Genomic DNA, 15906 nt, shown 5'->3' with positions numbered 1-15906 from the left:
TAGTTTTCAATATATAAAACTTGGTTTCACTATTTGGAACCGCAAAATGGAAGCTAAGGGAGGAAACCATGCATTCCATGTTCAAGCGCACTGCGGCGGCTCTGGCGGCCAGTGTGGCACTTGCAGCGCCCGTTTCGGCAGAACTGACCGGCGAGCTGCGAATCTTCCTCGACACATCGAATCCGGCGCCGCGTGCGACGATGGAAGCGATGATCGAGCGGTTCGCAGCACAGCACCCGGGTCTGGAGATCGAGACCACGGTCATCGACCGCGAGGCGTACAAGACCCAGATCCGCAACTTCCTGACGGCGGACACGCCCGACGTCGCGACCTGGTACGCGGCCAACCGCATGAAGCCTTATGTCGAGGCCGGACTGTTCGAAGATGTATCGGACCTGTGGGCCGAGCCGGAGATCGCCGAAAACTTGGCCTCGACCAAGGGCGCGATGACCATCGACGGCAAGCAGTGGGGCGTGCCCTACACCTACTATCAGTGGGGCGTCTACTACCGCAAAGACATCTTTGACGAGCTGGGCCTGAGCGAGCCGAAGACCTGGGACGAGGAAATCTCGAACTGTCAGAAGATCGTGGATTCGGGCCGGGCCTGCTATACCATCGGCACCAAGTTCCTGTGGACGGCTGGCGGCTGGTTCGACTACCTGAACATGCGCACCAACGGCTTCGACTTCCACCAGCAACTGGCCAATGGCGAAGTCAGCTGGGAAGACGACCGGGTCAAGCAGACCTTCGCCAACTGGAAGCAGCTGATCGACATGGGCGCGTTCATCGACAACCACCAGACCTACAGCTGGCAAGAGGCCCTGCCCTTCATGGTTCAGGGTGATGCAGCGGCCTATCTGATGGGCAACTTCGCGGTGGCTCCGCTGCGCGAGGCCGGTCTGACCGACGACCAGTTGGACTTCTACCAGTTCGTCGCGATCAACCCCGATGTCGAGCTGGCCGAAGATGCGCCGACCGACACGTTCCACATCCCGGCGAACGCGTCGAACAAAGAAGCCGCGCGCGAGTTCCTGCGCTTCGTCGTCTCGGCCGAGGAGCAGACCGAAATCAACAACGGCAAGAACCTCGGACAGCTGCCCGTCAACGCCAAATCCTCGGTGGACGACGACAAGTTCCTGCAGGAAGGCTTCAAGATGCTGTCGACCAACAGCCCGGGCGGCGTCGCCCAGTTCTGGGATCGCGACGCACCGGCGGAAATGGCCAAAGTGTCGATGGAAGGCTTCCAAGAGTTCATGGTCAAGCCGGACAACCTAGACAGCATCCTGGCCAAGCTGGAACGCGCACGTCAGCGCATCTACGACAACTGATCGGGTGGTGGCCGGTGCAACCCCGGCCACGCCTCAGCCAATCACAGGACGGGTCTGACCCCGTCCCGCCTTCTCCAAACCGGGATTGACCATGACCGCCGTCGACGTCACCGAACACGAAAGCTGGTTCCACAGAAATCAGCAACGTATCGCACCCTGGCTGTTTCTGGCTCCGGGCGTGCTGTTCTTCATGGTCTACGTGATCATCCCCGTTTTCCAGTCCTTCAACCTGTCGCTTTACGAATGGGACGGGCTGGGCGCCGCCGAATATGTCGGCATGCGCAACTATGAAGACCTGTATTGGGAATGGGTCGACCGCGACGCCTTCTATGTCTCGTTGAAGAACAACCTGATCTGGCTGGTCATGTACCTGCTGGCGATCCCGGCCGGCCTGTTCATCGCGCTTTTCCTCAACCAGACGGTCTGGGGCATCCGGCTGTACAAGTCGCTGTTCTTCTTTCCCTTCGTCATCAGCCAAGTCGTGGTCGGGCTGGTCTTTACGTGGTTCTACGACCCCACATTCGGCCTGCTCAACGAGTTTCTCAGCTGGTTCGGGCTGGGCCCTGTGAACATCCTGGGGGATGAACGCTTCGTCACCTACGGCATCATTTTCGCGGGCCTCTGGCCGCAGACCGCCTATTGCATGATCCTGTACCTGACCGGCCTGAACGCCGTGGACCCCGAACAGATCGAGGCCGGCCGGCTGGACGGCGCCAAGGGCGGGCGGATGCTGTGGCATATCATCCTGCCGCAACTGCGCCCCGCGACCTTCATCGCCTTTGTCGTGACCATCATCGGCGCGCTGCGGTCGTTCGACCTGATCTCGATCATGACACAGGGCGGGCCGTTCGGATCCTCGCGCGTGCTGGCCTATTACATGTTCGAGGTCGCCCTGTCGGAATACGGGTTCCGCATGGGCTATGGCGCGGCCATCGCCGTGATCCTGTTCCTGATCATGCTGTGCTTCATCGCCTACTTCCTGTGGTCGATGTACCGCGAAGAAAAGGGTTACTGAGATGTTTCCCAAACCGATCGAAAAACAACCCCGCGCGGCGCAGATTTCCTATCAGGCGATGCTGCCGATCGCCCTTCTGCTGTGGCTCGGCCCGCTGCTGGCCGTAGCCCTGTTCTCAATCAAGCCCGAGGCGGATTTCACCAACGCCAACTACTGGGGCCTGCCCTCCAGCTTTGAAGGCGCCAGGAACTACGGTCAGGTGTTCTTCAACTCGGACATGCCGCGCTACCTGCTGAACTCGTTCCTGATCACGGTTCCCACGGTGATCGGCGCGGTGGCGCTCAGCTGCATGACCGGGTTTGCGCTGGGGATTTACAAGTTCAAGTCGAACCTGTGGATCTTCTTCATGTTCGTGGCGGGCAACTTCGTACCCTTCCAGATCCTGATGGTGCCGGTGCGCGACCTGACGCTGGACTTGGGGCTCTACAACACGAAAACCGGCCTGGTGCTGTTCCACATCGCGTTCCAGACGGGGTTCTGCACCCTGTTCATGCGCAACTTCATCCGCGCCCTGCCGTTCGAGCTGATCGAGGCCGCCCGGGTCGAGGGCATCAGCGAATGGCGCATCTTCTGGTACGTCGTCCTGCCGCTGATGAAGCCCGCGATCGCCGCGCTCAGCGTGCTGATCTTCACCTTCATCTGGAACGACTATTTCTGGGCCGTCGTGCTGACCCAAGGGGCCGAGAGCCAACCCGTCACCGCCGGCATCACCAGCTTCAACGCGCAGTTCCGCGCCGCCTATCACTTGATGAGTGCCGGCTCGATCGTCGCGGCCCTGCCGCCGGTGGCCATGTTCTTTCTGATGCAGAAACACTTCATCGCGGGTCTGACCCTCGGTGCCGTAAAATAACGCCTAGTCAAGGTTTACAGTCATGACCAAGATCACCTTCATCGGTGCAGGTTCCACGATTTTCATGCAGAACATCGTGGGCGACGCCCTGCTGACCCCATCGCTGGCCGACAGCCATTTTGCCCTGATGGACATCGACCCCGAGCGTCTGGCCGAGAGCGAAACCGTCGCACGCGCCATGATCCGCTCGGTCGGGACCGGCGCGACCGTGTCCACCCACACCGACCGCCGCGCGGCGCTGGACGGGGCTGATTTCGTCATCACGGCTTTCCAGATCGGCGGCTACAGACCCTGCACCGTCACCGATTTCGAGATCCCCAAGCAATATGGCTTGCGCCAGACCATCGCCGACACGCTGGGCGTGGGCGGCATCATGCGCGGCCTGCGCACCGTGCCCGTCCTGTGGGATGTGGCCCGCGACATGACGCAGCTGTGCCCGGATGCCACTCTGCTGCAATATGTCAACCCGATGGCCATCAACACCTGGGCGCTGGCCGAACGGTTCCCGGCGCTGAAACAAGTCGGTCTGTGCCACTCGGTCCAGAACACGGTCGAGGAACTGGCCCATGACCTCGACCTGCCCAAGGATGAAATCCGCTATCGCGTTGCCGGCGTGAACCACGTGGCCTTCTTCCTGCGGCTCGAACATCAGGGCCGCGACCTGTATCCGGCGCTGCGCCGGGGCTATCACGCGGGCCAATTGCCCAAGGCGCCGCTGCTGATGCCGCGCTGCCCCAACAAGGTGCGGTACGAGGTGATGGATCACCTGGGCTATTTCTGCACCGAAAGCTCGGAACACCTGGCAGAGTACGTCCCGTGGTTTATCAAGGATGGGCGTCAGGACCTGATCGACCAGTTCCAGATCCCGCTGGACGAATATCCCACCCGATGCGAAGAGCAGGTCGCCAACTGGAAAGAACAGGCCAAGACCCTGACCGACGGGCGCGACATCGAGGTGATCCGCAGCCACGAGTTCGCTGCCGACCTGATGAACGCAATCGTCACCGACACGCCGTACGTCGCCTATGGCAACCTGCCCAATACCGGGCAGATTCCGCAGCTTCCGCTGGGCGCCGCGGTCGAAACGCCCTGTCTGGTCGACAGCAACGGCGTGCAGCCATCGGTCGTCACCGACATTCCGCCGCAGCTGGTCGCCCTGATGCGCACCCAGATCAACGTGCAGGAACTGACCGTGCGCGCCTTGGTCGAGGAAAACCCCGAACACATCTATCACGCCGCCATGATGGACCCGCACACCGCCGCCGAACTGGACCTGCGCCAGATCCGCAACTTGGTCAGTGACCTGCTGACCGCCCATGCCGACTGGCTGCCCGACTGGTGCCAGCCCGCCAAAGCCGCTTGAAAGGGCCCCGCAAATGACCAAGAAACGCCGCTCACAGCATTGGTATGGCAAGCTCGACAAGGACGGGTTCATCCATCGGTCGTGGATGAAGAACCAGGGCTATCCCGATCATGCGTTCGACGGGCGCCCGATCATCGGCATCTGCAACACCTGGTCCGAGCTGACGCCCTGCAATTCAGGCCTGCGCGACCTGGCCGAAGGCGTCAAGCGTGGCGTTTGGGAGGCCGGCGGCTTTCCCGTCGAATTCCCGGTGATGTCGCTGGGCGAAACCCAGATGAAGCCCACCGCCATGCTGTTCCGCAACCTGCTGGCCATGGATGTCGAAGAATCGATCCGCGCCTATGGCATCGACGGCGTGGTGCTGCTGGGTGGTTGCGACAAGACCACGCCGGGCCAGCTGATGGGCGCGGCCTCGGTCGATCTGCCTACGATCGTGGTCAGTTCCGGGCCGATGCTGAACGGCAAGTATCGCGGCAAGGATATCGGCTCGGGCACCGATGTATGGAAGTTCTCGGAAGCCGTGCGCGCCGGCGAGATGACCTTGCAGGATTTCATGAACGCCGAATCCGGCATGAGCCGGTCCAAGGGCGTCTGCATGACTATGGGTACGGCCTCGACCATGGCGTCGCTGGTCGAGGCGATGGGCATGAGCCTGCCCACAAACGCCGCTCTGCCCGCCGTCGATGCCCGTCGCATGGCGCTGGCGCACATGACCGGCAAGCGCATCGTCGAGATGGTGGACGAAGACCTCAAACCTTCGGACATTCTGACCAAGGCGGCGTTTGAGAACGCCATCCTGGCCAATGCCGCGGTGGGTGGATCCACCAACGCCGTGGTGCACCTGCTGGCGCTGGCCGGCCGGGTGGGCGTGGACCTGACGCTGAAGGATTTCGAGATCGGGTCGGACATTCCGCTGCTGGTCAATTGCATGCCCTCGGGCAAGTACCTGATGGAGGATTTCTGCTATGCCGGCGGGATGCCTGTGGTCCTGTCCGAGCTGAAATCGCATCTGCGCCCGGCCATAACCGTTCTGAACAAAGACATCTCGGCCCATTACGAAGGAGCAGAATGCTTCAACCGCGACGTGATCCATTCCTTCGACGATCCGGTAAAACCGGCCGCCGGGCTGCGCGTTCTGCGCGGCAACCTGGCGCCGAACGGGGCGATCGTAAAACCCTCGGCGGCCACCGACAGCCTGCTGGAAACGGAAGGTGAGGCCTATGTCTTCGACAGCATCGAGGACCTGAAGGCCAATATCGACCGCGATGACCTGCCGGTGACGCCCGAGACCATCCTGGTGCTCAAGGGCTGCGGGCCAAAGGGCTATCCGGGCATGCCCGAGGTCGGCAACATGCCGATCCCCGCCAAGCTGGTGAAACAGGGCGTGCGTGACATGATCCGCGTTTCCGACGCACGCATGTCGGGCACCGCCTTCGGCACAGTGATCCTGCATGTCAGCCCCGAGGCGCAGGCGGGCGGCCCTTTGGCGCTGGTGAAAACCGGCGATCGCATCCGCGTGTCCGCCAGCAAGGGCGAGTTGGAATTGCTGGTCGACGAACAGGAACTGGCGGCCCGCCGCGCGGCCTGGCAGCCCGACGACCCGCATTACACCCGCGGCTATGCCAAGCTGTATATCGACCATGTCCTGCAGGCCGATCAGGGGGCCGACCTTGATTTCCTGGTGGGCAAGGACACCCGCCTTGTGACCCGAGAGAGCCATTGATGAGCCAGCCAGCCACTTTCCATGACCTCGACGGGGCGTCCGTCTTCATCACCGGCGGTGGGTCCGGCGTGGGCGCGGCCCTGACCGACGGGTTCCTGGCCCAGGGCGCCAAGGTCGCCTTTATCGGCCGGTCCGACGCTAGCGCGTTCGTCGAAGAGATGCGCGCCAAACACGGCCGTGCGCCCTTGTTCCTGCAGGGCGACATGACCGACACTGCGCTGCTGCGCGAAACCATGACCAAGGCCGCCGAGGCCCACGGCCCGCTGAACGTGCTGGTCAACAATGCCGCGAACGACAAGCGCCACAGCCTCGAGGAAACCACGCCCGAGTTCTGGGACTGGATGATCGCGGTGAACCTCAAAGCCTATTACTTTGCCTGCCAGCAGGCCGCGCGGCAGATGGCAGAAACCGGCGGGTCGATCATCAACTTCAGCTCGATCAGCTACATGATGGGCAATGCGGGCTATCCGATCTATACGACGGCCAATGCCGGAATCACCGGCATGACCCGCTCGCTCGCGCGTGAGCTGGGGCCGAAGAACATCCGCGTCAACGCATTGGCGCCCGGCTGGGTGCTGACGCAGAAACAACTGGACATGTGGGCCACGCCCGAAGATCTGGCCGCGCATATGGATCGCCAATGCCTGAAGGAACATCTGCGTCCGGACGACATGATCGCGCCGACGCTGTTTCTTGCATCAACGGCCAGCCGCGCCATGACCGGGCAATGCATGGTCGTCGATGGCGGCGTGGTCACAACGGGGTGAGGACATGAACACCGAGTGGATCGCAGTAGACTGGGGCACCTCGCATCTGCGCGCCTGGGCGATGCAGGGCGATACGGTGCTGGACCACGCCCAATGCGACCGGGGCATGGCAACGCTGGGCCGGGATCAGTTCCAGGACGCGCTGCTGACGCTGGTCCAGGGCTGGCTGGGCGCGGCGCCCGTCGATGTGATCGCCTGCGGCATGGTCGGTGCCCGCCAGGGCTGGGTCGAGGCGCCCTATGTGGCTGTTCCCGCCAAGCCGATCTCGACCGTTCCGGTGCGCGTGCCCGGCACCGATCCACGCATCCGCGCCTTCGTGGTGCCAGGCCTGAAACAGGACGACCCCGCGGACGTGATGCGCGGCGAGGAAACCCAGATCGCCGGCTACCTGTCCACGCGCCCGCATTGGGATGGCGTGATCTGCCTGCCCGGCACCCACACCAAATGGGTGCAGGTCAGCGCGGGCGAGGTCGTCAGCTTCCGCACCTTCATGACGGGTGAACTTTTCGATCTGCTGGGCCAGCACTCGGTACTGAAACACTCGGTGGGCGAAGGCTGGGACGAGGACGCCTTCGCCACGGCCGTGGCGGACACGCTGTCAAAGCCCGAGCAACTGGCCGGGCGGCTGTTCGGGCTGCGTGCGGCCGACCTGCTGCACGGCCAGGACCCGGCCACCGCACGGGCCCGCCTGTCCGGTGCCCTGATCGGTGCCGAGCTGGCCGCCACCCGCCCCTATTGGCTGGGTCAGCAACTGGCCATCGTCGGGACCGAAGCCCTGTCGCACATCTATGCCGCGGCGCTGCAGCAACAGGGCGCGTTCGTCGAAACCGCCGACGCGACCCAGGCCACGCTGGCCGGTCTGCTACAGGCCCGCACCCTCACGAGGCAAACCGCATGAGCCGCCCCATCATCGCCATTCTGCGCGGGCTTGACCCGGCGCAGGCCGAGGCCGTCGGCCAGGCCATTCTGGACGCAGGGATCGACCGGATCGAGGTACCGCTGAACTCGCCCGACCCGCTGGACAGCATCGGCCGTCTGGCCCGTTCGATCGGCGACCGCGCGCTGGTCGGGGCCGGAACCGTCCTGACCGTGGACGAGGTCGAACAGGTGGCTGCCGTGGGCGGCAAGCTGATCGTGTCGCCCAATTGCGATGCCGAGGTGATCGCGCGCACGGTGGATCTGGGCCTGCAAAGCTGGCCCGGTATCTATACCCCAACCGAGGCCTTCGTCGCCCTGCGGGCCGGGGCCACCGGGTTGAAACTGTTTCCCGGTGTGATGGCCGGACCGGCGGGGCTGGCTGCCATGCGCCCGATCCTGCCCAAGGGTACGCAGGTCTATGCCGTGGGCGGCGCGGGGCCCGAGAATTTCGACGACTGGCTCAAGGTCGGGGCCGACGGGTTCGGCATCGGCTCGGCCCTGTTCAACCCCGGCATGTCCGTGGACCAGATCGCAGAGAACGCCCGCAGGATCGTAGCCGCCTATGACGAGGCCGCGAGATGAGCCAGGTCTTTGACGACCGCCCGTGCGAGTTGGGCGAGGGCCCGCTGTGGCACCCCGAACGGCAACAGCTGTTCTGGTTCGACATCGTCAACAAGCGCCTGATGACCCGCGACGCGGATGGTCCGCAAAGCTGGGATTTTGCCGAGCAAGTCTCGGCCGCAGGCTGGATCGACCGCGACACGCTGCTGATCGCGTCGGAAACCGGGCTGTGGACGTTCGGGCTGGAGAGCGGTCGCAAGGACCGCATCATCGCGCTCGAGGCCGACAACCCGGTGACCCGCTCGAATGACGGGCGGGCTGATCCGTGGGGCGGATTCTGGATCGGCACCATGGGCAAGCGCGCGGAACAGGGCGCGGGGGCGATCTATCGCTTGTGGCGGGGTGAGCTGCGGCAGCTGGTGCCGGACGTAACCATCTCGAACGCGATCAGTTTCGCGCCCGACCGGTCCTGCGCCTATTTCTGCGACACGGCCACCGGGCAGGTGCGGCGCTGGGGTCTGAACCCCGAAACCGGCTGGCCCGAGGGCGACAGCGCGGTGTTTCTGGACCTGCGCGCCGAGGGTCTGAACCCCGATGGCGCGGTCGTCGACGCCGCGGGTAACCTGTGGCTCGCACAATGGGGCGCGGCGCGGGTTGCGACCTATGACGCCGGCGGAACCTTCCTGCGCGCGGTGTCCTTCGCGGCAACCCATACCTCATGCCCCGCTTTCGGCGGGCCGGATCTGACGACGCTGTTTTGCACATCGGCCCGCGAAGGGCTGGATGCGGACACCATCGCGTCACACCCCACTAACGGAATGACCTTTGCCGCCGAAAACGCGGGCCAAGGTCAGGCGGAACACAGAGTCATCCTATGACCCCCGAACTTGGCGTTTGCTATTACCCTGAACACTGGCCGCAAGAACTGTGGGCCGAAGATGCCGCGCGCATGGTCGAGGCCGGTCTGCGCTGGGTCCGGATCGGCGAATTCGGATGGAGCCGGATGGAGCCGGAACCGGGCCGGCTGACATTCGACTGGCTGGATCAGGCCATCGAGACCCTTGGTTCGGCCGGGCTGAAAGTGGTGTTGGGAACCCCCACCGCCACGCCGCCGCGCTGGATGCTGGACCGGCACCCGGACATGCTGGCGGTGGACGAAAACGGGCAGCCGCGCATGTTCGGCTCGCGCCGTCACTACTGTTTCAGCCATCCCGGATATGTCGACGAGTGCGTCCGCATCGCCCGGATCATGGGCGAACGCTATGGCCGCAACCCGCACGTCGCCGCCTGGCAGATCGACAATGAATATGGTTGCCACGACACCACCGTCAGCTACAGCGAGCCTGCCCGGGAAGCCTTCCGCCGCTGGCTGGCCGAACGCTATGGCTCGGTCGAGGCGCTGAACGCGGCCTGGGGCAACGTGTTCTGGTCTATGGAATACAGCGATTTCGATCAGATCGACCTGCCCAACCTGACCGTAACCGAACCCAACCCGGCGCATGTTCTGGCCTTCCGCCGGTTCAGCTCGGACCAGGTGGTGGCCTTCAACCGGGCACAGGTTCAGGCGCTGCGGCCTCTGACCGACGCGCCGCTGCTGCACAACTACATGGGTCGGATTCTGGATTTCGACCATTTCGAGGTGGGCGCCGATCTGGATATCGCCACTTGGGACAGCTATCCGATCGGGTTCCTGTCCGACCGGCTCGAGGCCGACGCGGCGCACAAGACAGCCTTTCTGCAACAGGGCGATCCGGACATGCAGGCCTTTCACCACGATCTGTACCGCGCCGTCGGGCGCGGCCGCTGGTGGGTGATGGAACAACAGCCCGGACCGGTGAACTGGGCGCCCTACAACCCGGCCCCCCTGCCGGGCATGGTGCGGCTTTGGTCGCTTGAGGCTGTGGCCCACGGGGCCGAGGTGGTCAGCTATTTCCGCTGGCGGCAGGCGCCTTTTGCGCAGGAACAGATGCACGCGGGCTTGCTGACGCCGAACAACCGCCCTGCCCCCGGTCTGGCCGAGGCGCAGCAGACGGCCGCGGATTTGGCCGCGCTGGGACCGGTCGAACCGGTGCAGGCGCGGGTGGCCATCCTGTTCGACTACCCGTCGGACTGGGCCTGGGCGACCCAGCCTCAGGGCGCGGGGTTCAACTATTTCCGGCTGGTGTTTTCCGCTTATCGCGCCCTGCGCCGCGCCGGGCTGTCGGTCGATGTCGTGCCGGCCACGGGCATGGACGAAGCCGAGTATGATCTGATTCTCGCCCCCGGGCTGGCCACGCTGGACGACGCGCTGGCCGACCGGTTGCGCGCGGCGACCAAACTGACGGTTCTGGGCCCGCGCACCGGGGCAATCACGGCTGATTTCCAGATCCCGACCCAAGGCCGCCCCGGCCTGCAAGCGCTGGACTGCGACGTGGCGCTGGTGGAATCTCTGCCGCCCGAGATCACCCGCCCGGTTCAGGGCGGCGGCGCCGCGCAACACTGGGTCGAGCGGCTGACCGGCACCGCGCCCGATCTGTTGATGTTTGCGGACGGGACCCCGGCGCTCAAGGGCAGTGACCAGCTTTGGTATCTGGCCGGATTCCCGGACGAAGACCTGTGGGACCGGATCGTTGAAATGGCCGCACAGAAGGTCGGGCTGACCCTGCATCCGATGCTGCCCGGCCTGCGGCAGCGCGAGACCGCGACCCATCAGTTCCTGATCAACTACAACGCTCATTCCGTCGAATGGAACGGCCACACGATCGCGGCCTGCGACGTGGCCATTCTGAAACGCAATCCGCCCGGCTGGGGCTGACCTCAGGCCGGGCGGAAGCCTTGACCGGCGCGCCTATTGGTCGCCGCTCAGGCTGTTGGGATCGAACACGTTCCCAAAGCCGCTATTGCCCTTGAGCGGTGCTTCGGCTTCGGGCTCGGCGTCGCTGCCGCCACCCAGAGTGCCGGGCGCGAACACACCGCCAAAGCCGCTGTTGTTCGAGGGTTTGGGCGCCGATTGCGTGGCTCCGCCCTGCTCGGCCTCATGGGCTTCGCGCTGCTTGCGCTGCTCCTCGCGCTGCTTGCGCAGCTCCTGGATACGGCGTTCGGCCTCCAGGCGTTTCTGCTCTTTCACGTTGGCGATGCACTGGTCGGGGCTGTAGACCGCCGCCGTGCCCACCACTGTGATCGTCGCCACCGCAAAGACCACCAGCAACACCGCCGCCATGTTCCCGGCAAAGAAGCTGGGCAGGCGGATCTTGCCGCCTAGGTCCTGCACCGTCGCGTTGCGGCGGGCGGCGGCGACCAGCTCCTGCCGGCGAAGCTTGGCCTCGTTCAGCAGGGCAAAGAACACCGTCAGCGCCACGATGATGAAGGCCAACGCCGAGATCGCGGGCGTGATGCCGTACCGCACCTTCTGCGCCAACTCGATGGTCAGCGTCGGATACTCACCGAAGGTGAAGGTAGTGGTGTTGTAGTTCTCGAACGAGGCCAGAAACGCCAGCACCGCCGCCGACGCGATCGCCGGGCGCATGAACGGCAGCAGGATCTTGCGAAACGCCTGCGCATGGGTCGCACCCAGATCCAGCGCGGCCTCGGTCAGCGCCGTGTCATAGCGCTGCAACCGCGCCACCAGCACCAGCATGCAATAGCTGGCGATGAAGGTCGATTGGCCGATCACCGTCAGGAACACCCCGTTCGACAGGACGCTGTCCGCGCCCAGCCCCAGCATCCGGTTGATCCGGTCCCAGAACACCAGGGTCGAGATGCCCAGCACCACGCCCGGGATCAGGATCGGCGCGATGATGATCGTATAGTAGGTGGCGCGTAGCCGGGGCCAGATCTGGGTCAGCATCAGCGCGCCGGCCAGCCCCATCGCCACCGACAGAACCACCGTTCCCGCCCCGATGATCAACGAGTTCTTGATCCCGTTCAGGATGCGCTGATCTTGGAACAGTTCGGTGAACCACTGGAAGGTCAGGCATTCCCACGGGCTCATCCGCGGGAAGCTGGACGAGTTGAAGGCGGTGATCGACATGATCACCAGCGGACCCAGCAGATAGGCGAAGAAGATCGCCAGATAGACCCAGATGCTTATGCGGAGGAAGGAATTGTTCATTTCCCGATATCCCCCATGTTCACCTTGAACAGGCGCATCATCGCCAGCACGAACAGGATGCAGGTCACCAGCAGCACCACCGCATAGGCTGCGCCCTGGGGCCAGTCATTGTTGTCGTTGAACTGCTGATAGATCAGCTGCGTGAACCACAGGCTTGACGGCCCTCCCAGGATCTGCGGCGCGGCCAGCGCACCGGCCGACAGCATGAACACCATGGTACAGCCCGAGCTGATCCCCGGCTTGGCGTATGGGATGACCACCCGCCAGTGGATCCGCCACCAGGGCGCCCCCAGATCCCGCGCCGCCTCGATCTGGTTCCGGTCGAGGCTTTCGATCACGTTGTAGATCGGAAAGATCATCAGCAGGATGTAGGCATAGCCCAGACCGGCATAGAGCGCGATGTCGTTGCGGATGAAATCGAAGGGCGTGTCCCAGATGCCCAGGCCTACGAACAGCGTGTTCAGAACGCCAGTTTCGCCAAAGATGATACGCAGCGCAAAGGCGCGCAGGATCTCGTTGATCCAATAGGGGATGATCAACATGAGTGCGAAGATGCGAATGTGACTGCCCTTGGACTGGCCCAGGTAATAGGCGATCGGATAGCAGAGGATCAGGTTGAAGATCGTCACGCAGACCGCCGCCACCAGTGTGCGGAAGAACACCCGTAGATCGACGGTGTTGTAGTCCTGACTGCCGCCCTCGGGGCCGTAGATCAGGTATTTGTAGTTCTCCAGCGTGTACACGTCCTTGGGGCCGCCGATTTCCGGGGGCGGCAGGTTGGGACGGAAGGAGAAGTCCAGCATCGACAGCTGCGGCAGGATGATCAGGCCGATCGTCCAAAACAGGACCAGACCCAGGATCGTCAGCCCCATGCCGGTGCCGTTGCGGTTGAAGAAATCCTTCAGAAAGGAGGGCATGTCTCGGGCCTCCCTATTCCGCGGCCAGTTCACCGGCCGGAACCACGACCGCGTTGCGGGTGTCGTATTCCAGCGTGATGTTCTGTCCCGTGTGATCCTTGAACGACTGGCCGTGGTTCGGGATCGAGACCTTGATCTCTTTCCCGCCATCGCCTTCGGTGAAGATGTTGAAGACGTTGCCCTCGAATTCCTCATGGGTCACGCGCGCGGTCACGAAGTGATCGCCGCTGGCGCCCTCGGGCGCGATCGAGAACGCCTCGGGCCGGATGAACATCATGGCGTCGTCGCCCTCGGCCAACTTGCCCCGGTTGGCCGTGGAAATACGCGCCACCAGCTCACCCGAACGGTTGGTCGCGATCAGCGCCTCATCCCCCATCACCCGCTTGACCTTGCCGCGGAACACGTTGTTTTCGCCCACGAAAGAGGCGGCAAACGCCGTGGCCGGATCGTTGTAGATGGTCTTTCCGTCGGCGATCTGATCGATCACCCCGGCGCGCATCACGGCGATGTTGTCCGACATGGTCAGAGCCTCGCCCTGGTCATGGGTGATGTAGATGAAGGTGATGCCCACCCGCTGCTGAATTTCGCGCAGCTCGGTGCGCATGTGCTGGCGCAGCTTGAGGTCCAGCGCCGACAGAGGTTCGTCCAACAGCAGCACGTCCGGCTCGGCGCACAAGGCGCGCGCGATGGCCACCCGCTGGCGCTGGCCTCCCGACAATTCGCTGGGCAGCTTGTCGCCCTGACCCGGCAGCGCAATCATGTCCAGCAGTTCGTCCGCGCGTTTGCGCCGTTCGGCGGCGCTGGCACCTTTTATCTCCATCGAAAAGGTGATGTTCTCCCACACCTTCATGAGCGGAAACAGCGCGAGGTTCTGAAAGATCAGCGCGGTCGGACGCTTGTTCGGCCCGATGCCCTTCATGTTCTTGCCGCCGATCAGGACATTGCCTTCGCTGGGCTCGAGGAACCCAGAGACCGCCCGCAGGATCGTGGTCTTGCCGCAGCCCGAAGGCCCAAGGAACGAAAAGAAGTCGCCGCCGTTTATGTGAACGTTCGCATCGCGTACGGCGACAAAATCGCCGAAGCGAATCCACAGGTTTTCCAGATCAACTCCGATCCCTGCACTCATATTTAGTTTCTCCCTGTGACACAGCCTTTGGCCGCACCGTATCGTTGTCCGTCACGCGGAGCGCGTGCGGGGTCCTGTGGCCCCCCGCTGTGTTGCGGGGGGCGCGATCGAGTTACGATCAGGCGCTCTTGAACTTGTTGACGAACTCGGTCCGGGTTTCGGCGTACCAGGGGGCCTCGGCCGGCCAGGGGTTCAGGTTGGCCAGCGAGTCGCCCGGATAGGCCTCGGCAAAGTTCTTCTTGTAGGTGTCGCCGGAATATTGGTCGGCGCCCAGTACCGGCGAGTTGTAGCCGTGGCTGTCGATCGCCACGCCCGCGGGCTCGGGTTGATATGCGAATTCGATGAACGCATAGATCTGGTCGATGTTCTGCGCGCCCACGGGCACCGACATGCCATCGACCCAGGCCATCGCGCCTTCGACCGGCGCCTGGTAATGCACCGGCTCGCCGGCAGATTTTAGCGCCAGCGGCGGACCGTCCCAGGTCTGGCCGACGACCACACCTTCGTTCAGCAGGCCATTCTTTTGGGTGTCGGCATCGTTCCACAGCAGCTTGATGCGGTCCTTGCGTGCGATGCACCAATCGGTGATCTGGCCCCAGACCTTGCGCATCGTTTCTTCGTCATTGTAGGCCGACCAGACCGAGCCGGGCTCCATCTCGCCCACACGCTCCATGTACAGGCCCGCGCCCAGCATCATCGAATGTGCGCGGCCCATGGTCTTGCCGGCGTTCTCCTCGGACCAGACATCGCCATAGGACGGCGCGTCGCCATCCGGCAGCCACAGATCGGTGCGATAGGCGATGCCCTCGGTGCCCCAGATATGCGGCAGCCAGTGCACGCCTTTGCCGCCGAAGTTCCAGGCATCGGTGCCGATCTTGGCCATAGCCGGGTTCACCTTGTCAATCGGCACGCGGCTCATGTCAAACGGTTGCAGAAGTTCCAGCGGCTCCCACTGCAGCGAGCGGTTGTTGGTGGGCGACACGATGTCGAAGCCCTGGCCTTTGGTCGCCTTCATCTTGTTGATGATTTCCTCGTTCGAGCCGATGCCGGTATAGTTCACCTTAATGCCGGTCTCGGCCTCAAAAGCCTCAAGGAAGCTGGGCGGCAGGTAATCCGACCACATCAGGATGTTGACCTCACCCGAGGATGCCAGAGCGCTTTTGCTGTAGAGCGGCGCTGCCAGAGCGGCCGCACCGGCCCCTTTCAACACCGTACGACGGTTCACATTCGACGATTTCGCCATTGGTT

Annotated in this window: 14 protein-coding genes; 10 read left to right on the top strand and 4 right to left on the bottom strand. The window is 63.7% G+C overall.

The window, feature by feature from the left end; translation table 11 throughout:
• Nucleotides 1–68: 68 nt before the first annotated feature.
• The 10 genes from AC2FME_RS03560 to AC2FME_RS03515 all read left to right on the top strand — a co-directional run bounded on the left by AC2FME_RS03560 (nt 69) and on the right by AC2FME_RS03515 (nt 11319).
• Complete coding sequence (locus tag AC2FME_RS03560) at nt 69–1328, top strand: ABC transporter substrate-binding protein (RefSeq protein WP_496799644.1); 1260 nt, start codon at nt 69–71, stop codon at nt 1326–1328.
• A 91-nt stretch (nt 1329–1419) separates the two neighbouring features.
• Complete coding sequence (locus tag AC2FME_RS03555; protein WP_496794906.1) at nt 1420–2343, top strand: carbohydrate ABC transporter permease; 924 nt, start codon at nt 1420–1422, stop codon at nt 2341–2343.
• A 1-nt stretch (nt 2344) separates the two neighbouring features.
• Nucleotides 2345–3193: a carbohydrate ABC transporter permease gene (locus AC2FME_RS03550; RefSeq protein ID WP_496682354.1), complete on the top strand. Its 849-nt coding sequence runs from the start codon at nt 2345–2347 to the stop codon at nt 3191–3193.
• Nucleotides 3194–3215: 22 nt separating this feature from the next.
• The gene (locus AC2FME_RS03545; RefSeq protein ID WP_496799643.1) at nt 3216–4556 is read left to right on the top strand and encodes an alpha-glucosidase/alpha-galactosidase; all 1341 of its coding nucleotides are present in this window, start codon (nt 3216–3218) and stop codon (nt 4554–4556) included.
• A 13-nt stretch (nt 4557–4569) separates the two neighbouring features.
• On the top strand, nt 4570–6279 hold the full coding sequence (locus tag AC2FME_RS03540; RefSeq protein WP_496799642.1) for an IlvD/Edd family dehydratase: 1710 nt from the start codon (nt 4570–4572) through the stop codon (nt 6277–6279).
• On the top strand, nt 6279–7046 hold the full coding sequence (locus AC2FME_RS03535; RefSeq protein WP_496743497.1) for an SDR family NAD(P)-dependent oxidoreductase: 768 nt from the start codon (nt 6279–6281) through the stop codon (nt 7044–7046). Before AC2FME_RS03540 ends, AC2FME_RS03535 begins: the two co-directional genes overlap by 1 nt.
• A 4-nt stretch (nt 7047–7050) precedes the next feature.
• The gene (locus AC2FME_RS03530; RefSeq protein ID WP_496799641.1) at nt 7051–7944 is read left to right on the top strand and encodes a 2-dehydro-3-deoxygalactonokinase; all 894 of its coding nucleotides are present in this window, start codon (nt 7051–7053) and stop codon (nt 7942–7944) included.
• Nucleotides 7941–8546 carry a 2-dehydro-3-deoxy-6-phosphogalactonate aldolase gene (locus AC2FME_RS03525; RefSeq protein ID WP_496794909.1) on the top strand — a complete coding sequence of 202 codons (606 nt, stop codon included), beginning with the start codon at nt 7941–7943 and terminating at the stop codon, nt 8544–8546. The genes AC2FME_RS03530 and AC2FME_RS03525 overlap by 4 nt, the downstream gene beginning before the upstream one ends.
• The gene (locus AC2FME_RS03520; protein WP_496797335.1) at nt 8543–9403 is read left to right on the top strand and encodes an SMP-30/gluconolactonase/LRE family protein; all 861 of its coding nucleotides are present in this window, start codon (nt 8543–8545) and stop codon (nt 9401–9403) included. The genes AC2FME_RS03525 and AC2FME_RS03520 overlap by 4 nt, the downstream gene beginning before the upstream one ends.
• On the top strand, nt 9400–11319 hold the full coding sequence (locus AC2FME_RS03515; protein ID WP_496799640.1) for a beta-galactosidase: 1920 nt from the start codon (nt 9400–9402) through the stop codon (nt 11317–11319). Before AC2FME_RS03520 ends, AC2FME_RS03515 begins: the two co-directional genes overlap by 4 nt.
• A gap of 33 nt (nt 11320–11352) precedes the next feature.
• Here the strand turns inward: AC2FME_RS03515 and AC2FME_RS03510 are convergent, their stop codons facing one another.
• The 4 genes from AC2FME_RS03510 to AC2FME_RS03495 all read right to left on the bottom strand — a co-directional run bounded on the left by AC2FME_RS03510 (nt 11353) and on the right by AC2FME_RS03495 (nt 15901).
• Nucleotides 11353–12615 carry an ABC transporter permease gene (locus AC2FME_RS03510; protein WP_496799639.1) on the bottom strand — a complete coding sequence of 421 codons (1263 nt, stop codon included), beginning with the start codon at nt 12613–12615 and terminating at the stop codon, nt 11353–11355.
• Nucleotides 12612–13532, bottom strand: a complete 921-nt coding sequence (locus AC2FME_RS03505; RefSeq protein ID WP_496799638.1) for an ABC transporter permease — start codon at nt 13530–13532, stop codon at nt 12612–12614. The genes AC2FME_RS03510 and AC2FME_RS03505 overlap by 4 nt, the downstream gene beginning before the upstream one ends.
• 13 nt (nt 13533–13545) lie before the next feature.
• Nucleotides 13546–14658, bottom strand: coding sequence for an ABC transporter ATP-binding protein (locus AC2FME_RS03500; RefSeq protein ID WP_496711754.1), 1113 nt, complete (start codon nt 14656–14658; stop codon nt 13546–13548).
• Between the two features lie 118 nt (nt 14659–14776).
• Nucleotides 14777–15901 carry an extracellular solute-binding protein gene (locus AC2FME_RS03495; protein WP_496797199.1) on the bottom strand — a complete coding sequence of 375 codons (1125 nt, stop codon included), beginning with the start codon at nt 15899–15901 and terminating at the stop codon, nt 14777–14779.
• Between the last annotated feature and the right edge of the window lie 5 nt (nt 15902–15906).

It is taken from the genome of Ruegeria sp. BHSC026 (assembly GCF_059613065.1).
Note: the sequence above shows the minus strand (reverse complement) of the source record. Positions and strands in the feature narration are given on the sequence as shown.